Here is a 19,576-nt window from a genome sequence, read left to right as displayed (position 1 = left end):
GCGCGGGGTTTACTTCACCCCGTGCATCATCTTCTTCAGCAGCGGTGCGGCGATGAAGGCCGCCAGTGCGCAACCCAGGCCGATCCACATCAGCAGCCAGAACAGGTGCGCATAGGCGCCGGCTGCGGCCACCATGTCCAGCGATTCGCCTTCCGGCACCTCGATCGCGGCCAGCTTGCCGAACAGCGCGGCCAGCGTCTCCGAGAATGCGGTGGCCAGGAACCAGGTGCCCATCATCAGGCTCATCACCCGCGGCACGGCCAGCTGGGTCACTGCCGACAGGCCGACCGGCGACAGGCACATCTCGCCGCTGGCGAGCAGGAAGTAGGCCAGCACCAGCCACCACACGCTGGCCATCTCGCCAGTGGCGCCCACCTGCTGCGCCGCCAGTGCCAGCGGCACGAACGACAGTGCGCCGATCACCAGGCCCCAGGCCGACTTCACCGGCTTGCCCGGCTCCCAGCCGCGGCGGTCCATCCACGTCCACAGCGCGGCGAATGCCGGCGCCAGCAGCACCAGGAACAGGCCGCCGAGATAGGTGAGCGAGCCGGCGGTCTGCGGGATCACCAGGCAGTCGCGCACCAGCAGCACCAGCATCAGCACGACAATGGCGGCGAAGAACGTGCGCGGCGCAGACGAGCCCGGGCGGCGCTCGGACAACCGCGCGCTGATCACGAAGCCCAGCGGTGCCAGCAGCAGCGAGATGATCGACCACGGCAGCGGCGTGCCGCCGGTGATCACCAGCGAGGGCACGATGTCCTTGGTCAACAGGCGGTCGGTGAAGGTCACCCACGAGCCGTAGGACTGCTCGTACATCGTGAAGAACACCAGCGCCATGAAGATCAGCACCATCAGCGCGATCATCTGCTGGCGCTGCACCGGCGTGCATTTCGTGCCGGTGAACCAGGCGAACCAGACCAGTACGCCGCCGAGCACCACCAGCATCAGCATCAGCGCCAGGCTGATTTCACCGCCCAGCGCGAACGCGCCGTTGCCCGCGGCCCACATCAGCCACGCCACCGGCAGCACACCGAGCACCGCGCACAGGTAGATCAGCCATTCGCGCGGCAGGCCCAGCACCTTCTGTTTCAGCGCTGCCGGCTGCGGCGGTTCGGCGTGGCCCTGCAGGTATTTCTGGCCCCACAGGAACATTGCCAGGCCGGCCAGCATGCCGACGCCGGCCGCACCGAATCCATACTTCCAGCCGTAGGCCTCACCAAGGAAGCCGCACACCAGCGATGAGAACAGCGCACCGAGGTTGATGCCGGCGTAGAACAGCGAGAAGCCCGAATCGCGGCGCGGATCGTCCTTGGCGTACAGCTTGCCGACGATGGTGGAGATGTTCGGCTTCAGGAAGCCGACGCCCATGATGATCAGCGCCAGCGACAGGTAGGTCACCGCCAGTGCCGAGGTGTCGCGCACCACTTCGCCGTTCACCCGGTAGGCTGCATGGCCCTCGAAGGCCATGCCGAGGTGGCCGAGCACCAGCAGGATGCCGCCGAACAGCACTGCCCGGCGCATGCCCAGCCAGCGGTCGGCCAGCATGCCACCGAACACCGGGATGCAGTACACCAGGCCGCCGTAGGCGCCGAGCAGGTCCAGGCCGGCCTTGTCGCCGAACAGGTGGTACTTGGTCAGGTACAGCAGCAGCAGCGCCTTCATGCCGTAGAAGGAGAAGCGCTCCCACATTTCGGTGAAGAAGCAGACGTAGACGCCCTTGGGATGGCCCAGGAAGTCGTCGGAAGCGATAGCGGTGGAATTCATCGCGGAATTATAGGCCTGTGACCTGATCCGCTTTCAGTAGATCCACGCCATGCGTGGATTGCCGGACTGGCCTGGGCGATCACAGGTATCGCAACCAAGGCAGATCGCGCCTTCGCGCTTTGAACCGCGCGAAGGCCCGCGTCGGCGGGTACAGCACCACCGCAAGCGCACAGGCCACCAGCAGCAGGCCGCTGACCGAATCCAGGGCATACAGCTCGCCATGGGTCGGCCCCCAGGCCGCCAACGCGGCCAGGTACAGCCCCTTCAGTACGTACAGGTGCAGCAGGTAGAAGAACATCGGCGCAGCGCCGATATCGGCCAGCGGCTGCAGTGCCCGCGCCAGCGGCGGCCATTCGTACAGCCGCAGCAGCAACACTCCCACGCCCAGGGTCAGCAGCAGGAACTGCAAGGACGGCGGGTACTTGGTGACGTTGAAGATGCTCAGCCAGGTACGCAGCGTGGTGGCCTGGTACTGCCAGGGCGCATCGCCATATTCGTTGGCCAACCGCAGCAATGCGAACAGGGCCAGCGCGCTGACGCCTGCCCACAGCAGCCAGCGCTGGCGCTGCTCCGGCGCGCGCGCGCGGCCAAACCAGGGCCCCATCAGATAACCCAGCGCAATCACCCCGATCCACGGCAGTACTGGATAGGAGGTGCGCAGGCGCAGCGTGCCAGCCTCGATCCAGTCGCGCTGGTGCAGTACTTTCCACAGCACCGCCAGCAGGCCATTGCCTTGCACTCGAAGGCCGTCGAACAGGTTGTGCCAGGCCACCACCGCGATTGCCAGCATCAGCAGGGCCGGGCGTGGCAGCCACAGCAGGCCGGCCAGCGCGATCATGCTCAGCCCGATGGCCCAGATCACCTGCAGGTACAGCGTGTGCGGCGGCAGCTGGAAGGTCCAGGCGAAGTTCACCAGGGTCAGTTCCAGCACCACCAGGAACAGCCCGCGCTTGAGCAGGAAGGCGGCTGTGGCCCGGCGCGGATCCGGCTGGCGCTGGCCGTACAGCCAGGCCGACAGGCCGGTCAACAGGACGAACACGGGTGCGCACAGGTGGGCCAGCAGACGGCAGGCGAACAGCGCAGGGGAGACCGTGGCTGCGTCCATCGGGTCGCTCACCTGGTGCTGCAGGAAGAAGGTCTCGCGCACGTGGTCCAGCAGCATCAGCAGCATCACGGTGCCGCGCAGCTGGTCGATGGAGGCCAGGCGGGGAGAGGGGGAAGAGGGCACGTACGAGGTTTGGTTGGCGTGACAGGATATAACATAACGTTATGCGGTGCGGCCGTTCAGGATTGGCAGGCGTCCGCGCTCCAGCCCTTCTGTGCGTCGTGGCGGACGGGGATCACCCGAGTCGATCCGTCAGGCGCAGCTTTCAGGCAGAACTTCGCCGTGTAGCCCCTGATTGGGCCATTGGTGGGAGCGTTGAGGTAGACCTCATACAAGGTTGCAGGAATCAATGGCTGTGGAGAGGTGCGCAGCGTGGCCGAGGCTGGCAGATCACCGTAGACGATGCACTGGCCCGGCGCCAAAGGCTCTGCGGGAGTCAGGTCGTACATGAACGACCATGCCTTCACCGTGTCGTGGTGATAGACCATCACCGCTTGCAGGATACGGGGCGATCGGACCCATTCCAGTGCCCGCGGAGGCAGGCCGAAACAAGGTATTCCTTCCCGATCCTCGATCACCGCGGTGCCAAACCCGCTGTAGGCGTTGACGTTGCCTATACCCAGCAGCAGGCACAGCATCGCGCCCGCTGCAACGAGGAAGGCTCGCATCATCGTGATCAATGGTGCGTCTGCCATGCGGTCTCCTTGCCGACGATGTGTTGGTGGCAGTGCACGGTGTTGGATTCCGGGAATCGACTCAAGCAGGCGCTGAGCCGCAAACCCCATCGCCTGGCACGCATCGCCCGGTGGGCCGGGGGCGTCGGGGGATTGGGGTCAAGGGACCCCCGCTCCGACAAACCGGTGCACTGTGCACAACTTGGTCAAACACGACACATCTGAAGGGGCCAAGGGCCTGCTGGGGCGCAGTGCTGGGCGAGGGCTTGCCAGCCGGTACCAACCGCACTGGACTTGCCGCCCCCTGAACGCTAGCGTGGCAGGGATTTTTTGCCAGCAGGGGCTTCCATGAACCACGACGCTGCGCCCAAGCAGCTCACCTTCCGCGCAGTGGCCCTGGCCATCGTGCTGGCGGTGGTGCTGTCGGCCGCAAACGCCTACCTCGGTCTGTTCGCAGGCCTGACCATCGCCACCGCCATTCCCGCCGCGGTGATATCCATGGGCGTGCTGCGCCTGCTGGGTGGTGGCTCCATCCTCGAAAACAACATCGTGCAGACCGGCGCCTCGGCCGGCTCGTCCATCGCCGCCGGTGTGATCTTCACCATCCCCGCGCTGGTGATCATGGGCTACTGGCCGGACTTCAAGTACTGGTGGGTGCTGGGCATCGCCGGCCTGGGTGGCCTGCTGGGCGTGCTGTTCTCGGTGCCGCTGCGCCGTTCGATGATCGTTGAAGACCCGCTGCCGTTCCCGGAAGGCAAGGCGGCGGCGGAAGTGCTCAAGGCCGGTGAGAACCCGGGTCCGGGCCTGAAGATCCTCGGCCTGTCGGCGGTGATCGGCGCCTTCGTCAAGCTGGCTGCGGAGAGCGGCATGCGCCTGATCCCGGACGCCTGGGCCACCTCGGCCTATGTCGGCAGCTCCAAGGTCACCGCCTTCATCGGCACCAACCTGTCGCCTGCACTGCTGGGCGTGGGCTACATCGTCGGCCTCAACGTCGGCATCGTGGTGGTATCCGGCTCGATCCTGACCTGGCACATCGCCATTCCGATCTACCAGGCGTTCTTCATGAACACCGATCCGGCATTGGCCGCGTCGGTTGCTGCGGCTTCCTCCACCGAGGCCGCGTTCGCCATCTGGGGCGCGAAGATGCGCTACCTGGGCGTTGGTGCGATGCTGATCGGTGGCATCTGGACCCTGATCTCGCTGCGCAAGTCGCTGCTCAACGGCGTAAAGAGCGGTTTCGCCGCGGCCCGCAAGAGTGGTGGCCCGGTGCTGGCGCATACCGAGCGCGACCTGCCGATGAAGTGGATGCTGGTCGCCCTGGTGGCCTTCGTGCTGCCGCTGCTGGCCCTGTACCAGGCCATCGTCGGCCAGTGGCACGTGTCGATCCCGATGACCCTCATCATGATCGTCGCCGGCTTCCTGTTCGTGTCGGTCTCGGCCTACCTGGCCGGCCTGATCGGTTCGTCCAACAACCCGGTTTCGGGCATCACCATCTCCACCATCCTGTTCGCCTCGGCCGTGCTGGTCGTGCTGCTGGGCGCTGACGGCCTCAAGCCGGTCGGTGCCGGCGGGGCGCCGCTGGGCGCGGTGGCCGCGATCATGATTGGCGCGGTGGTGTGCTGTGCCGCTGCGGTCGGTGGTGACAACCTGCAGGACCTCAAGGCCGGTTACATCGTCGGTGCCACCCCGTGGAAGCAGCAGCTGATGCTGGGCATCGGTGCGTTCTCGTGCGCGCTGATCATGGCCCCGGTACTGAACCTGCTGGCCACTGCCTACGGCATCGGCGTGAAGTCCGAGCTGCACCCGAACGCGCTGGCTGCGCCGCAGGCCAACCTGATGGCCTCGGTGGCCAAGGGCCTGTTCGGTGGTGAACTGCCGTGGACCTTCATCGGCATCGGTGCTGTGGTCGGCGCTGCCATCATCGCCTTCGACAGCTGGCTGAAGTCCCGCAACGCGCGCTTCCGCGTGCCGGTGCTGGCTGCCGCCATCGGCATCTACCTGCCGCTGGAACTGATGGTGCCGATCTTCCTCGGCGGCCTGATCGCCCATCTGGTCGAGCGCTTCCACAAGGTGCGCGCCGATGACGAAGAAGGCCGCGACCGCGTGCACAAGCCGGGCGTGCTGTTTGCCGCCGGCCTGATCACCGGTGAGGCACTGATGGGCATCGCCATCGCGATTCCGATCGTGGTCAGCAGCCGCGCCGACGTGCTGGCGGTGCCGTTCCACCTGCCGGGCGCACAGTGGATCGGCCTGGCCGTGCTGTTCCTGGTCGGCTGGCTGATCTACCGCACCGGCAAGTACGCCAAGGCGTAAGCAATGGGGTCGGACGCCTTCCCGCAGGGAAGGGCTCCGACCCCGCGCTGACGGCGTCTGGGGTCAGAGCCGATTCCGCCGGAATCGGATCCGACCCCGGCGTCCCCACAAACCCCGCTTCGGCGGGGTTTGCTGTTTCTGGCGATTGCCCGCCTGCAGCCATGACCGATGGCCTTGGCAGCCCCGGCCATGCGGGCCTACCATCGGTTTTTTGCCGTCCTGCGGAGACCCCGATGAAACTGCGTCATGCCCTGCTGCCACTGAGCCTGCTGGCCGTCCTGCCCAGCGTCGCCGCTGCCCGTGGCCTGGAAGTCCGCGACATGGTGGCCATGGACCGCGTCTCCGCGCCGGTATTGACCGCTGACGGCGGCACCGTGGTGTTCGCCAAGCGCAGCGTGGATGCCAATCTCAAGGCCTCCACCGCGCTGTACGCGCGCAACCTGCGCACCCGCGACGCAGCGCCGCCGAAGCAGATCACCCCGGCCGGCTGGAACGTCAATTCCGCTTCGCTGTCGGCCGATGGCCAGACCGTGTATTTCCTCAGTGCCAGGAACGGCAGCCAGCAGCTGTACGCGCAGCCGATCAGCGGCGGCACGCCGCGCCAGCTGACCGACTTCCCGGTCGACGTGGACAGCTACCGTGTGTCGCCGCAGGACGACCGCGTGTTGTTCAGCGCCGGCGTGTTCCAGGCGTGCGCCTCGGACCTGGCCTGCACCGAGAAGAAGCTGAAGGAAAAGAAGGACGCCAAAGCCAGCGGCCAGGTGTGGGATTCGCTGTTCGTGCGCCATTGGGACACCTGGAACGACGGTCGCCGCAACACCCTGTTCGTCGCTCCGCTGCCGGCAGCCAAGGCCGGTGCAGTCAAGGGCGCTTCGGCGCTGAGCGCGACCATCGATGGTGATGCGCCGTCCAAGCCGTTCGGCGGCAATGACGACTTCGTTTGGTCGCCGGACGGCGCCAGCGTGGTGGCCAGCATCCGCGTGGCCGGCAAGCAGGAGCCGTGGTCGACCAACTTCGACCTGTACCGCTTCGACGCCGCCGGCAAGCAGGCGCCGGTCAACCTGACGGCCTCCAACCCGGCCTGGGATGCCGGCCCGGTGTTCAGTGCCGACGGCAAGACGCTGTTCTACCGCGCGATGAAGCGCCCGGGCTTCGAGGCCGACCGCTTCGGCCTGATGGCGATGGACGTTGCCAGCGGCAAGACCCGCGAGATTGCCCCGCAGTGGGATCGTTCGGCCGGTGGCATCACCCTGTCCGCCGACGGCGCCAGCATCTACACCACCGCCGACGACCTCGGCGAACACCCGCTGTTCCAGATCGACGTGGCCAGCGGCAGGGCCACCAAGCTGATCGGCGATGGCAGCGTGACCGCGGTCGACGTGGCCGGCAACAGCGTGGCGATCACCCGCAACAGTCTGAAGAGCAACGACCAGGTGCTGGTCGGCCTGCTGCCGGCCGCGGGCGAAGCCATCGGCGAACTGCGCGCGCTGACCCCGGCCGCAGGCGAGGTGCTGAAGGACGTGTCCTTCGGCGACTACGAGCAGTTCGAGTTCAAGGGCTGGAACAACGACACCGTGCACGGCTACGTGGTCAAGCCGCACAACTACCAGGAAGGCAAGTCCTACCCGGTGGCGTTCCTGATCCACGGCGGCCCGCAGGGCAGCTTCGGCAATGGCTGGAGCTACCGCTGGAACCCGCAGACCTACGCGGGCCAGGGCTACGCGGTGGTGATGATCGACTTCCACGGCTCCACCGGCTATGGCCAGGCATTCACCGATGCGATCAGCCAGCACTGGGGCGACCGCCCGCTGGAAGACCTGCAGAAGGGCTGGGATGCGGCACTGAAGAAGTATTCCTTCCTCAACGGTGACAAGGCCTGCGCGCTGGGCGCCAGCTACGGCGGTTTCATGGTCAACTGGATCGCCGGCAACTGGAACGGCCCGTTCAAGTGCCTGGTCAACCACGACGGCGTGTTCGACCAGCGCATGATGGGCTACGCCACCGAAGAACTGTGGTTCACCGAGTGGGAGCAGGGCGGCACGCCGTACCAGAAGGCCGCCAACTACGAGAAGTTCAACCCGGTCAACCACGTGGCGGACTGGAAGAAGCCGATCCTGGTCATCCACGGCCAGCAGGACTTCCGCATTCCGGTCGAGCAGGGCCTGGCCGCGTTCACCGCCGCCCAGCGCCAGGGCATCGAATCGAAGTTCCTGTACTTCCCGGATGAAAACCACTGGGTGCTCAAGCCGAACAACAGCATCCTGTGGCATGACACCGTCAATGCCTGGCTGAAGCAGCACATCGGCAATTGATGATTGCAGCGCCGCCCTTCGGGGCGGCGCTTTTGTTTCACCCTCTGCTTTACCGGTGGGTGCCGACCGTTGGTCGGTGCACCTTCCGGATCTGCCGCCAACAGCAGCCGGCCAGCGGCCGGCTCTACCAGAGCGCCTGCATGCCTTCGACTGCCCTGATCCAGAACGACATCGTCGTCTTCGGTTTGATCGCCGCCACCCTTGGCGCCGTGTTCTGGACCGCCTCGCGAGAACAGGGCCTGTGGAAGCGCGTCTACACCTTCGTGCCGGCACTGCTGCTGTGTTACCTGATTCCCGGCATCTACAACACTGTGGGCCTGATCGACGGGCAGAACACCCGGCTCTACAACCCGATCGCGCGCGACATCCTGCTGCCGGCGGCGCTGATCCTGCTGACCCTTGCGGTCGACATCAAGGGCATCCTGCGGCTTGGCCCGAAGCTGGTGCTGATGTACCTGGGTGCCTCGGCCAGCATCATGCTCGGTGCGGTGGTGGCGTTCCTGCTGATGCGTGCCGTGCATCCGGAAACCGTGGCCGGAGACACCTGGGCCGGCATGGCCGCGCTGGCGGGCAGCTGGATCGGCGGCGGCGCCAACATGCTGGCGATGCGTGAAGTGTTCGACGTCAATGCGACCACCTTCGGACAGTTCGCAGTGGTCGACGTCGGGGTCGGCTACGTATGGATGGCCGCGCTGATCTTCCTGGCCGGGCGCGCGGCGAAGATCGACGCGCGCAGTGGCGCCGATACCTCGGCCATCGATGAGCTGAAGGAGCGCATCGCGCGCTTCCAGGCCGAACACGAACGCATTCCCAGCCTGACCGACCTGATGCTGATCGTGGCGGTGGCCTTCGGCGGTGTCGGCCTGGCTCACGCCATTGGCGCACCGCTGGCGGCGTGGTTCAAGGCGAATGTCAGCTGGGCTGCGCAGTTCAGCCTGGACGCGCCGTTCGTGTGGGTGGTGGTGCTGTCGACCACGCTCGGCCTCAGCCTGAGTTTCACCCGTGCGCGCAACCTGGAAGGCGCGGGCGCATCGCGCCTGGGCTCGCTGCTGCTGTACTTCCTGATCGCCTGCATCGGCATGCAGATGGATCTGCTGGCGCTGCTGGACCGCCCGTGGCTGTTCCTGCTGGGCATCATCTGGATCAGCGTGCACATCGTGCTGCTGTGGTGCCTGGGCAAGCTGCTGAAGGTACCGTTCTTCTATTTCGCCATCGGTTCGCAGTCGAACATCGGTGGCCCAGCCTCGGCGCCGGTGGTGGCCGCGGCGTTCCATCCGGCCCTGGCGCCGGTCGGCGTGCTGCTGGGGACGATGGGCTATGCCACCGGCACGTACCTGGCCTACATCGTCGGCATCACCCTGCGCGCGCTGGCCGGGCAGGGCTGATACGGTGATGGGGTCAGATCCCTTTTGCGACGCAAAAAGGATCTGACCCCGGTTCCCGGTGAATCACGCCACCGGCAAGCCGCGTTCGATCAACCACGCCTTCGCGTCTTCGGCGTCCTGTTCAAACCACGCCTGGGTAGATCCCAGCCGATACGTATATCCCCACGCATCCATGTCGGCCATCAGCCGCTGGCTGCCGACACCGGGCAGCTGCCCGGCCAGCACGATCTGCAGGTAGCAGGTCGCGTCTTCCTCGGCCACCGAGTCGGTGGCATCGGTGTGCACCTGCGCACGCCGTTCCGGCGGCAGTACGATCAGGTGGCAGGCCTCATGCAGCATCGAGTGCACGGGCGTGTCATCGCGTACGTACACGTTGCTGGCGATGATGCCGGCCTCTGGCTCGCCCCAGTAACTGCCGGGAATCGGTTCGCCGGGCGCCACGTGGTGCAGCCGAAGGCCATGCGCGGCGAGCAGGCGCTGCGCGTCCGCGAAGGCGATGTCGCCCACGCAGGTGATGTCCACGGCGGTTGTCGTATCGGTCATGCGGGTCAGACAGCCCCGCCCATGTAGGCACGGGCGGGGCAGGGGATCAGGGCTTGTCCGGACCTTCGGGCAGCGCCACGGAAATGTCCAGCACGTCGTGCTGGCCATCCTTTACCAGGTCGACCTTCACCGCATCGACGTCGATGTTCACGTACTTCTTGATCACTTCCAGCAGCTCGCGCTGCAGCAGCGGCAGGTAGTCCGGGCCACCACGGTGGCTGCGTTCCTGCGCGATGATGATCTGCAGGCGGTTCTTGGCGGTTTCGGCGGTGGTCTTCTTCGCTTTGAGGAAATCAAACAGGCCCATGCTTACCCTCCGAACAGCTTGCTGAAGAAGCCCTTCTTCTCGACGTTGGTGAAGCGCATCGGGCGTTCTTCGCCGAGGATGCGCGCGACGGCGTCTTCATAGGCCTGGCCGGCAGCGGATTCGACATCCAGGATGACCGGCTCGCCCTTGTTGGAGGCGTTAAGCACGTCGCCCGATTCCGGAATCACGCCGATCGCCTTCAGGCCGAGCACTTCCTCGACGTCGGCGATGCTCAGCATCTCGCCGCTTTCCACGCGCAGCGGGGTGTAGCGGGTCAGCAGCAGGAAGGCCGGCACGTCCTGGCCGGACTCGGCCTTGTGGGTCTTCGAGTCGAGCAGGCCGATGATGCGGTCGGAGTCGCGCACCGACGACACTTCCGGGTTCACCACCACCACCGCACGATCGGCGAAATACATCGCCAGGAAGGCACCCTTCTCGATGCCGGCCGGGGAGTCGCAGATGATGTAGTCGAAACCGTCGGCGGCCAGGTCCTTCAGGACCTTGCCCACGCCTTCCTGGGTCAGTGCGTCCTTGTCGCGGGTCTGCGAGGCGGCCAGCACGTACAGGTTGTCAAAGCGCTTGTCCTTGATCAGGGCCTGCTTGAGGGTGGCTTCGCCGTGCACGACGTTGACGAAGTCATACACCACGCGGCGTTCGCAGCCCATGATCAGGTCGAGGTTGCGCAGGCCGACGTCGAAGTCGATCACCGCCACCTTCTTGCCGCGCCGAGCCAGGCCGCAGGCCAGGCTCGCGCTGGAAGTGGTCTTGCCGACGCCGCCCTTGCCGGAGGTGACTACGATGATTTCAGCCAAAGGACTTCTCCTGATGATTCTGTTTGGGGGCTGCGTCAGTCCAGCGCAGCGATCTTGATCTGGTCCTGTTCCAGCCAGACCTGCACGGCCTTGCCGCGCAGGTTGTCCGGGACATCGTCCAGTACCTTGTAATGGCCTGCAATGGCGACCAGTTCCGCATGGAAATCACGGCAGAAAATGCGTGCCGCGGTGTTGCCCTGGGCCCCTGCCAGCGCGCGGCCGCGCAGGGTGCCGTAGATGTGGATGCTGCCATCGGCAATGACCTCGGCGCCGGCGCCGACGGTGGCCATCACGGTCAGGTCGCAGTTCTCCGCGTACAGCTGCTGGCCCGAACGCACGTTGCCCAGCTGCATGCGGCCCGGCTTTGGTGCAGCCGCGTCGGCCACCTTGGCCACCGGCGTTGCCGGGGCCGGCTTCGGTTCGGCACGGGCTGCGCGGCGCGGCTCCGGTGCAGGCGGCGGCGGGGCCGGTTCGGCCTCGGCACGCTCGTACTGCGCTCGGAACTTGGCCAGCAGCGGCAGGCCGAGCTGCTGCGAGAGCAGGTCGATCGCGCTGGTGCCATAGGCAAGCGCCACCGGCAGCACGCCGGCGCTGCGCAGGCCATCGACCAGCGCCTGCGCGGTGGCCACATCCGGCACCTGGCTCAGGCCGCCGAAGTCGAGGATCACCGCGGCGCGGCCGAACAGCTTCGGGGCGCGGGTCACGCGCTCGCGCATTTCCTGCACGAGGCGTTCGACATCAAGGGTACGGATGCGCAGGTTGGCGATGCCCACCTGGCCGATCTTCAGTTCACCGGCCTGTTCGTAATCGAAATTCACCGCCACGCTCAGGTCCCCGTCGGCCGCTGTGCCTGCGCCGGCAGCTGCCGTGCGCGTGTCCATGCCACATCCGGCAGCTTGCCGCCGTAGGTCTCCTTGACCCAGGGGTAGCTGCACAGTTCCTTGGCCAGCATGCTGGCGCGCACATCGACCTGCGGCATCGTGTTCTGGCCCAGCTCGCGGAAGCCGAAGCTGCCGTGGAAGAGCAGGGCGGCATCGGCGCCATGGTCGAGGAAGACTTCGCAGGTCATCTGCGGGTAGCGCAGTTCGGCGAAGCTCTGCGCGTCGGCATAGAACGCACGGCCGACGCCGCCGCCACGACGGCGGCTGGCGACCACGATGCGGTCGATATAGAAGAACGGGGTGTCCAGCTGCTGCTTGAACCAGGCGAAATTGCTGCTGTCGTGCTGGCTGTCGCTGCCAAAGCCGATCAGGAAGCCGGCCAGGTTGCCGTCGCGCTCGGCGACGCGGAAGTATTCAGCGGTTTCATAGAACAGGCGCAGGCGGGCCGCATCCAGGGGAAGGATGGCCAGGCCAGCATTGTTGTTCAAAGCCAGGACGGAATCGAGCTCGTGCTCGCGCACGTCGCGGATGACAATCGACATTGTGACTCCGTGGGGTAACGCGGTTGGTCCATCAAGGGACCCTGCGCACGATTATTGCATGCCCGGGGTGGGCTGCGGCATGAACAGGCGACTGCAGGGGCATGACTTCCGTGGGAGTGCGCGACGCAGGCCGGGCCCGTAGAGTGCTGGCATGTTGGGAGTCCTCAGCCATACCCGCGTCCTCCGCCTGGCCGGCCTGTTCACCTGGGTCATGGTCGGCCTGCCGCTGGCATACTCGCAGTTCGAGAACCTGCACAGCCGCGCTGACATGGGCGGCTGGGCGATCCTGCTGTTCGTTGCCTACCTGTCCTTCGGCACGGCCTACTACTGGCTGACCCGCATCCTGCGCAGCGACAGCCACACCAGCTGGCTGGACCGCAGCCTGCTGCTGTTGCTGACGGTCTCGGCGCTGGGGGTCAGCTTCCTCAGCGGGTCGGGCCTGGGCAGCATCCTGATGATGGTCGCCGCCGGGGTCATTCCGTGGATGCTGTCGGTACGGCTGGGAGTGCTGTGGCTGCTGGTCAGCCAGCTGGCCGTGGCTCCGGTCTACTACATGCTGCTGCGCTTCCCGCTGTTCGAAGCGGTGATGCAGTCGCTGCTGTACGGCGGCTTCTCCATGTTCATCTTCGTGACCAGCCTGGTTGCGCGTCAGCAGACCGAGGCCCGCGACGAGCAGCGCCGGCTCAATTCAGAGCTGCGCGCCACCCGCGCCCTGCTGGCCGAGAGCGCGCGGGTCAACGAGCGCACCCGCATTTCGCGCGAACTGCATGACCTGCTGGGCCACCAGCTGACCGCGCTGACCCTGAACCTGGAGGTCGCCGGGCACCTGGCCGAGGGCCAGGCCCTGGATCACGTGAAGCGCTCGCACGCGCTGGCCAAGCTGTTGCTGGGCAACGTGCGCGAGGTCGTGAGCCAGCTGCGCGAGACCGGCGCGATCGATCTGGCCGCGGCCCTGCGCCCGCTGACCGAGAACGTGCCCTCGCTGGACATCCAGCTGGAGATCGAGGATCCGCTGAACGTGGAGGACCCGCAGCGGGCCCACGTACTGCTGCGCTGCACCCAGGAGATCATCACCAACGCGGTGCGCCATGCCAGTGCCCGCCACCTGTGGATCAAGGTGTACCGTGAAGCCCCCGATCGGGTGGTGGTCGAGGCCCGCGACGACGGCGTCGGCGCGGATATGGTCAATGTGGGCAATGGCTTGCGCGGCATGCGCGAGCGCCTGCAACAATGTGGTGGCCAGCTGCAGATCGAAACCCGCCCCGGTGAGGGTTTCCGGCTGCGGGCGACGGTGCCGGCAACGGTGCTGGTGGCGGCCCTTACCAAGGTTCCTGAAGGAGTGCGTTGATGATTCGCGTCTGCCTGGTCGACGACCAAACCCTGGTGCGGCAGGGAATCCGCTCCCTGCTGGCGCTCGACGACGGCATCGAGGTGGTGGCCGAGGCCGGCGACGGCCGGCAGGCGGTCGAGCTGATCCCCCAGGTACGCCCCGACGTGGTGCTGATGGACATGCGCATGCCGGTGATGTCGGGGCTGGAGGCCCTGCAGGTGCTGTCGAGGCAGGAACAGCTGCCGCCGACCATCATCCTCACTACCTTCGACGACGATCAGCTGGTGCTGGCCGGGCTCAAGGCCGGTGCCAAGGGCTACCTGCTCAAGGACGTCACCCTGGCACAGCTGGTCGGTGCCATCCGCACCGTGGCCGACGGGGGATCGCTGGTGCAGCCGGCGGTAACCCAGCGCCTGCTGTCCGGCCTGGAGCACATGCGCAATGAATTCGTCAGCCTGGACCGCCCGGACCCGCTGACCGACCGCGAGACCGAGATCCTGCGGCTGATGGCCAGTGGCTTCTCCAACAAGGAGATCGCCAATTCGCTGGGCGTCGCCGAGGGCACCATCAAGAACCACGTGTCCAACATCCTTTCCAAGCTGGGTGTGCGCGACCGTACGCGTGCCGTATTGAAGGCCTTCGAACTCCAGCTGGTATAAGAAAAATCTTTCAAGTACAAAGACTTGGGTCGTGGCCCGGGGTTTCCGCCAGGGTTGACCCCTACTTGCCGGGTAGCGGTATGCGTTACCCTTCGAATCCTTTGTCCATACAAATACGCAGCCGGCAGGGAAACCGGTGCGCCAATCCCGATAAACAATGCCCGCGAAGCCTGCTAGGATTGGCGCTTCGCTTCAATCAACCCGGCCGTGGGATCGGCCCCGGAGACTCTCTGAATGACCCGTATTATCGAGTTCCTGATCGCCTTGGGGATCGTGGCTGGCCTGTTCGTCATCATTGGCGTATGTCTGCCGGGCGAGCGTCACATCACCGAAAGCATCGAGACCAACCGCAAGATGACGATCGTGTACGACACGGTCAGCAGCCTGCGCCGCTTCAAGGACTGGAACCCGCTGGTACTGCGCGATCCCGCCGTTGACCTGAAGCTGTCCGGCCCGGCCTCGGGTGTCGGTGCCACCCTCGACTTCACCTCCAAGGACCTGGGTACCGGTTCCTGGAAGATCACCGAAGCCGAAGAGAACAAGCGTGTTGTGATCGCCATCGAGGACGCCACCAAGGGTCACGACAAGGTCACCACCTTCAACCTGGAGCCGACCGGCAAGGGCGGTCGCAACGTCAAGATCACCCAGGACTACTCGGTGAAGTACGGCTTCGACCTGTTCGGCCGTTACGCCGGCCTGTATGTCAGCCGCCAGATCGGCGACGACATCAAGATGGGTCTGTCGCGCATGGCCAACATGCTCGCAACCGTGCCGAACGTGGACTACCGCACGCCGGAAGCCCCGCTGACCGACCTGGCCATCGTTGAAGTGCCGGCCGAGAACCTGCTGGTGGTCAACGCCGGCAACGTGGACCGCGGTCAGGACACCATCACCAAGTCCATCAAGGACAACCAGGAGTGGATCAAGCGCGTGATGGAGGCCAATGGCCTTGAAGCTGCCGGTCCGTTCCGCATCATCACCACCGACTTCGGCCAGGAGAAGTACGCCTTCGACATTGCCCAGCCGGTGAAGAAGAAGGGTGCCGAAGGTGCTGCTGCCGACGAGCTGACCGTCAAGATCGACGGCGGCGCTCCGGTCAAGTACGTGCACGTTGCTCCGCACCGTTCGGCGCATGCGGCCTACACCGGCCACATGGCGGGTCTGGACGTGGCGCGCAACGGCCTGCGTGCCTGGGCCGTGACCTCGGGCAACGAAGTCATCGACCGTCCGTACGAAACCTGGAAGGACGGCATCGACAAGTCGTTCACCCCGGAAGGTACCTACGACATCTACTGGGCCGTCAAGTAATCCCCGGCTGAGCCATGTAGTGTTGGACACGAAAACGCGCCGCTCATTGCGGCGCGTTTTTTTTTCATCCGGCGCCCGGCAAGGGGCGCTGCGCAAGGAGCCCTCATGTTCAATCTGGAACGTCGCGCACGTAAGCCTTCCCTGCTGGCCTGCCTCGGGGCGCTGTTGGCTGCCGTCTCGATCGGCCTGTCTGCCTATGCATCGCATGGCGTGGCCGACCCGTTGGCGCAGCAGCATCTGAACATGGCGGCGCTGTATGCGTTCGCGCATGGCGCGGTGCTGGTCGCGCTTGGGCCGCGCGCGCAGGGGGTGATCGCACACCTGGCGCTGTACGTGCTGCTGCTGGGGGTCCTGCTGTTTTCCGGCAGCCTGGTGGGTGGGGCGTTGTGGCAGTGGCCGACACGGATGGCGCCGATCGGTGGCACCAGCATGATGGCCGGGTGGGTATTGCTGGCGATCAATGCGTTGAGGCGGTGAGGGTCGCAGGGCTGTCGCTCCGATCCATGCCGATGCGATCGTGATGGTTCATGGGCGTTACTTTTCTTTTCGCGCGAAAAGAAAAGTAACCAAAAGAAACGCGCCGCCGGCCGCGAGCCGGTGCTGTGCACCGGTCCCCTGTGCTCCTCGGCCCGTCGAGGGGCGGTGCGGAGAGCAGCCGAGCATGGCTCGGCTCTACAGGATCGCAAGCACCTCTTCGCCCTCGCCGGACCTGCGGTGCTCGGCTCGCTTGAAGGCGGATCCAACAGCCGCGCGCTGATCCCTTATAGAGACTTCGAGCGAAGCGACCGGCTTCTGTCTTTACCTTCTTGTTCCATCTCGTGGTGGGCGCGCGCGGAATCCGCCCGGACAGCTCCATGAATTTCGCCCTGCGGCCGTCACGAGGGGCTCAGCCGTTGGCCGGTCTCCAGCACCAGTGCCAGGGTTCGTAGACGATGCCGTGCGGGTTGTCGCGCGGGTAGCTCAACCGGAAGCCGTGCCCAGCGGCATGGGCCTGCAGCCAGGCGAACGCGTCGGTGGCTTCAAATGATTCCTCGGCCGGGGCATCGCCCGGCGTACCGATGTCCAGCGCGTGGCCGCTGTGGTGTTCACTGAACCCCGGCGCGGCATTCACCTTCAGGATCTCCGTCACGCTCAGCCCGCGTGCCAGCTTCCGTTCGAAGATGCCCAACTGGTAGGCATGGCTGCGGAAGCCGGAGATTGCATCCAGTGCGATGCCATCCTGCGCGGCGTGCAGGCGCATCCGTCGCCAGCCCTGCGCGGCGCCACGGCGCAGCCACAACGGGCGGCCGAAGCGGTCGCGGCCAGCGAAGTGCAGCAGGCACGGTTCGGGTTCCAGCGGCAGGCCACTGTCGTCGGCATAGCGCTGGGCATCCAGGCCGAGCTGCTGCAGGCGCTGCTGCAGCCCGGCGAGGGGCAGCCACTGCGCTTCCAGATTTGCACCGAACGGCCGGGCCGCAGCTGCATCCAGCAAGGCCAGTGCTTCCTCGGCCCCGGGCTCGCGCGCCAGGCGCGGCACCATGGCGTGCACGCCGTGTTCCACCACCGCCGCCAGGTAACGGCCATCGCACTTGCGCCGCAGCACCCAGTTCGCTCGTGACAGCAGGCGCGCGTCGAGATTGCTGCGCGCACGCAGCAGGCCGGCCGGCCACAACTCGATGGCTTCGGTATTGATCAGCAGGGGCAGGCGTCGTTGCATCGCCGCAGCTTACTGCCGCGGGCCCGGCACGGCCACCTTGCGCAGTGCTTCCAGCAGCGCCTGTGGCCGATCGAGACTGAGCAGCAGGGTGCTGCCATCGCGGACCGGCAGGGCGAGGACGCTCGCGCGGTTGGTGACCAGCGCGAAACCCTTGCCACCGCCCTGCAGGCGAAAGTGACCGGAATAGAAGCCCGGCATCGCGTAGCCGTTGGTCTTGAAGCGGATGCCATAGCGGGGGTCACGCTGCAGGTCGACCACCTCGGCCTGGTCCAGCCGCAACTGCGCCACCGGAACGCGGCGGCGGTACATCGTCGAGCGCACATCCAGCACGTTGTCGGCCAGTTCCACCCGGCGACGGAAGAATGCTGCGCCCAACCCGATGCCGAGTACCGCGATCACCAGCAGACTCCAGGCGGCGCTGCCGCCCATCCGGAACCAGGGTGGCGACAGCGTTACTTCGATCCAGGGCGCCGTCGCCGGCGCCTTGTACAACTGCGCATACAGGCAGGCCACGAAGGCGGCGAGCAGGGGCAGCACGATCCACAGCACGCGCAACGGCGAGCTCTCGGCCACCTCGTACTGTTTCGGATCGCTGGCGCCCATGGCTCAGGCCTCCTTCTTGAACACCAGCATCGCCGGGCGCATCGGTGCGGGGATGATGATGTTGACCAGTTCCCAGCCCAGTTGGCCCTGGCGGCTCAGCTCGCTCTGGATGTCCTCGGCCTTGAGCAGGCCCATCATGGACGTCTTGACCTCGATCGTCTGGTAGCTCCAACGCTTGCTCATTCCTTGTCCTCCGAAGATGGCGTGGGTTTCGGCAGGCGTCCTGCCTTGCGCAGGGCGTCGCGCAGCACGTATTCGATCTGTGCGTTGAGGCTGCGCAGCTCGTCGTCAGCCCAGCGTTGCGCCGCGGCCAGGACCTCGGCGTTGATGCGCAGCGGATAGGCTTTCTTCTCACTCATGCAAGCTCCTGGCGGGGCGGTGGGGCGCCCCGTTGCGAGGGTGGTTCAGTACAGCGAACCGGCGTTGACGATCGGCTGGGTGCCGCGGTCCGAGCACAGCACGGTCAGCAGGTTGCTGACCATGTGCGCCTTGCGTTCCTCATCCAGCTGCACCACGCCGTTCTTCTGCAGTTCGGCCAGGGCCATTTCAACCATGCCGACCGCACCGGCCACGATGCGCGTGCGTGCAGCGATCACTGCGTTGGCCTGCTGCCGCTGCAGCATCGCCTGGGCGATTTCGGCGGCGTAGGCGAGGTGGCTGATGCGTGCGTCGATCACCTGCACGCCAGCGTCGGCCAGGCGTTCGGCCAGCTCGTTCTTCAGGTGCTGGGAGATCTCGCTGGCATGGCTGCGCAGCGCCAGCTGTCCCTCCTCGTGCTGGTCGTAGGGATAGCTGGTGGCCATCGCGCGCAACGCCGATTCGGACTGGATGTGCACGAAGCTCTCGTAGTCGTCCACGTTGTAGACGGCCTCGGAGGCATCGACCACCTGCCAGACGATGACCGCAGCAATCTCGATCGGGCTGCCGTCCAGCTCGTTGACCTTCAGCTTGCCGCTCTCGAAGTTGCGCACGCGCTGGCTGACCCGGCGCTTGGCATAGAAGGGGTTGTTCCAGCGCAGGCCGTTGTCCTTGACGGTGCCGACGTACTTGCCGAACAGGCTCAGCACCGCCGCCTGGTTGGGCTGGATGGTGTACAGGCCGGCCAGGATGAAGACCGCAGCGAAGATCACCAGCATGCCGGCCAGCATCAGCAGCAGGTTCGGTGAGCCGGAACCGGTCCTGGTCGTCGCCCCGAGTACGAACAGTGCGGTACCCGCCAGCGCGACCAGCAGGGATCCGGCCAGGGTGCCCAGGCCGTTGAGGGAGGCAAGCGACTTCTCTTTCATGGCGGTACGTCCTTGAGGGTTCGAATTGAAGATATCAAATTGATATCACTTGTAGA

At 65.9% G+C, this 19,576-nt stretch carries 20 protein-coding genes; 7 read left to right on the top strand and 13 right to left on the bottom strand.

Annotated features, from left to right (window positions below):
* Positions 1 to 9 precede the first annotated feature (9 nt).
* From AC5P7S_RS06340 to AC5P7S_RS06330, 3 genes are all read right to left on the bottom strand, one after another.
* Entirely contained in the window at positions 10 to 1,764 is a 1,755-nt protein-coding gene (locus AC5P7S_RS06340; RefSeq protein ID WP_095377759.1) for a peptide MFS transporter, read from the bottom strand.
* A 79-nt stretch (positions 1,765 to 1,843) separates the two neighbouring features.
* On the bottom strand, positions 1,844 to 2,992 hold the full coding sequence (locus AC5P7S_RS06335) for an acetyltransferase domain-containing protein (RefSeq protein ID WP_095377760.1): 1,149 nt from the start codon (positions 2,990 to 2,992) through the stop codon (positions 1,844 to 1,846).
* 56 nt (positions 2,993 to 3,048) lie between these two features.
* Entirely contained in the window at positions 3,049 to 3,564 is a 516-nt protein-coding gene (locus AC5P7S_RS06330; protein ID WP_005415677.1) for a hypothetical protein, read from the bottom strand.
* A 327-nt stretch (positions 3,565 to 3,891) separates the two neighbouring features.
* Here AC5P7S_RS06330 and AC5P7S_RS06325 point away from each other — a divergent pair, with 327 nt between their 5' ends.
* The 3 genes from AC5P7S_RS06325 to AC5P7S_RS06315 all read left to right on the top strand — a co-directional run bounded on the left by AC5P7S_RS06325 (position 3,892) and on the right by AC5P7S_RS06315 (position 9,553).
* Positions 3,892 to 5,856, top strand: coding sequence for an OPT family oligopeptide transporter (locus AC5P7S_RS06325; RefSeq protein WP_049435318.1), 1,965 nt, complete (start codon positions 3,892 to 3,894; stop codon positions 5,854 to 5,856).
* Positions 5,857 to 6,089: 233 nt separating this feature from the next.
* Positions 6,090 to 8,168, top strand: coding sequence for an alpha/beta hydrolase family protein (locus AC5P7S_RS06320; RefSeq protein ID WP_095377761.1), 2,079 nt, complete (start codon positions 6,090 to 6,092; stop codon positions 8,166 to 8,168).
* A gap of 140 nt (positions 8,169 to 8,308) precedes the next feature.
* Entirely contained in the window at positions 8,309 to 9,553 is a 1,245-nt protein-coding gene (locus AC5P7S_RS06315; RefSeq protein WP_005415680.1) for a DUF819 family protein, read from the top strand.
* Positions 9,554 to 9,616: 63 nt separating this feature from the next.
* Here the strand turns inward: AC5P7S_RS06315 and AC5P7S_RS06310 are convergent, their stop codons facing one another.
* Genes AC5P7S_RS06310 through AC5P7S_RS06290 form a run of 5 tightly spaced genes read right to left on the bottom strand, consistent with a single transcriptional unit; the run spans position 9,617 to position 12,638 of the window.
* Positions 9,617 to 10,096, bottom strand: coding sequence for a hypothetical protein (locus tag AC5P7S_RS06310; RefSeq protein WP_005415681.1), 480 nt, complete (start codon positions 10,094 to 10,096; stop codon positions 9,617 to 9,619).
* Positions 10,097 to 10,142: 46 nt separating this feature from the next.
* Positions 10,143 to 10,403 carry a cell division topological specificity factor MinE gene (gene minE / locus AC5P7S_RS06305; protein WP_005408532.1) on the bottom strand — a complete coding sequence of 87 codons (261 nt, stop codon included), beginning with the start codon at positions 10,401 to 10,403 and terminating at the stop codon, positions 10,143 to 10,145.
* A 2-nt stretch (positions 10,404 to 10,405) separates the two neighbouring features.
* Positions 10,406 to 11,215 carry a septum site-determining protein MinD gene (gene minD / locus AC5P7S_RS06300; RefSeq protein ID WP_005415682.1) on the bottom strand — a complete coding sequence of 270 codons (810 nt, stop codon included), beginning with the start codon at positions 11,213 to 11,215 and terminating at the stop codon, positions 10,406 to 10,408.
* A 35-nt stretch (positions 11,216 to 11,250) separates the two neighbouring features.
* Positions 11,251 to 12,096, bottom strand: coding sequence for a septum site-determining protein MinC (minC, locus tag AC5P7S_RS06295; protein ID WP_049413254.1), 846 nt, complete (start codon positions 12,094 to 12,096; stop codon positions 11,251 to 11,253).
* Positions 12,042 to 12,638 (bottom strand): GNAT family N-acetyltransferase, encoded by a 597-nt coding sequence (locus AC5P7S_RS06290; RefSeq protein WP_005415684.1) that lies wholly within the window; start codon positions 12,636 to 12,638, stop codon positions 12,042 to 12,044. Before AC5P7S_RS06290 ends, minC begins: the two co-directional genes overlap by 55 nt.
* A gap of 151 nt (positions 12,639 to 12,789) precedes the next feature.
* Here AC5P7S_RS06290 and AC5P7S_RS06285 point away from each other — a divergent pair, with 151 nt between their 5' ends.
* The 4 genes from AC5P7S_RS06285 (at position 12,790) to AC5P7S_RS06270 (ending at position 16,412) form a co-directional block, all read left to right on the top strand.
* Entirely contained in the window at positions 12,790 to 13,986 is a 1,197-nt protein-coding gene (locus AC5P7S_RS06285) for a sensor histidine kinase (protein ID WP_053497662.1), read from the top strand.
* Complete coding sequence (locus AC5P7S_RS06280) at positions 13,986 to 14,627, top strand: response regulator (RefSeq protein ID WP_006424175.1); 642 nt, start codon at positions 13,986 to 13,988, stop codon at positions 14,625 to 14,627. Before AC5P7S_RS06285 ends, AC5P7S_RS06280 begins: the two co-directional genes overlap by 1 nt.
* A 234-nt stretch (positions 14,628 to 14,861) precedes the next feature.
* A complete protein-coding gene (locus tag AC5P7S_RS06275) occupies positions 14,862 to 15,935 on the top strand; it encodes a polyketide cyclase (RefSeq protein ID WP_005415686.1) in 1,074 nt (357 codons plus the stop codon).
* A 105-nt stretch (positions 15,936 to 16,040) separates the two neighbouring features.
* Complete coding sequence (locus AC5P7S_RS06270; protein ID WP_005415687.1) at positions 16,041 to 16,412, top strand: DUF423 domain-containing protein; 372 nt, start codon at positions 16,041 to 16,043, stop codon at positions 16,410 to 16,412.
* Between the two features lie 409 nt (positions 16,413 to 16,821).
* Here AC5P7S_RS06270 and AC5P7S_RS06265 read toward each other — a convergent pair whose 3' ends face one another.
* Genes AC5P7S_RS06265 through AC5P7S_RS06245 form a run of 5 tightly spaced genes read right to left on the bottom strand, consistent with a single transcriptional unit; the run spans position 16,822 to position 19,520 of the window.
* Positions 16,822 to 17,631: a M15 family metallopeptidase gene (locus AC5P7S_RS06265; RefSeq protein ID WP_065178116.1), complete on the bottom strand. Its 810-nt coding sequence runs from the start codon at positions 17,629 to 17,631 to the stop codon at positions 16,822 to 16,824.
* A 9-nt stretch (positions 17,632 to 17,640) separates the two neighbouring features.
* Entirely contained in the window at positions 17,641 to 18,234 is a 594-nt protein-coding gene (locus AC5P7S_RS06260; RefSeq protein ID WP_095377762.1) for a PH domain-containing protein, read from the bottom strand.
* Positions 18,235 to 18,237: 3 nt separating this feature from the next.
* Entirely contained in the window at positions 18,238 to 18,417 is a 180-nt protein-coding gene (locus tag AC5P7S_RS06255) for a DUF4177 domain-containing protein (protein WP_005415690.1), read from the bottom strand.
* Positions 18,414 to 18,593, bottom strand: coding sequence for a type II toxin-antitoxin system antitoxin (locus tag AC5P7S_RS06250; protein ID WP_065178114.1), 180 nt, complete (start codon positions 18,591 to 18,593; stop codon positions 18,414 to 18,416). Before AC5P7S_RS06250 ends, AC5P7S_RS06255 begins: the two co-directional genes overlap by 4 nt.
* 45 nt (positions 18,594 to 18,638) lie before the next feature.
* Complete coding sequence (locus tag AC5P7S_RS06245) at positions 18,639 to 19,520, bottom strand: SPFH domain-containing protein (protein ID WP_061480381.1); 882 nt, start codon at positions 19,518 to 19,520, stop codon at positions 18,639 to 18,641.
* Positions 19,521 to 19,576: the final 56 nt, after the last annotated feature.

It is taken from the genome of Stenotrophomonas sp. YJH_SMC_32 (assembly GCF_059369975.1).
This window is presented reverse-complemented; position numbering and strand designations above follow the sequence as displayed.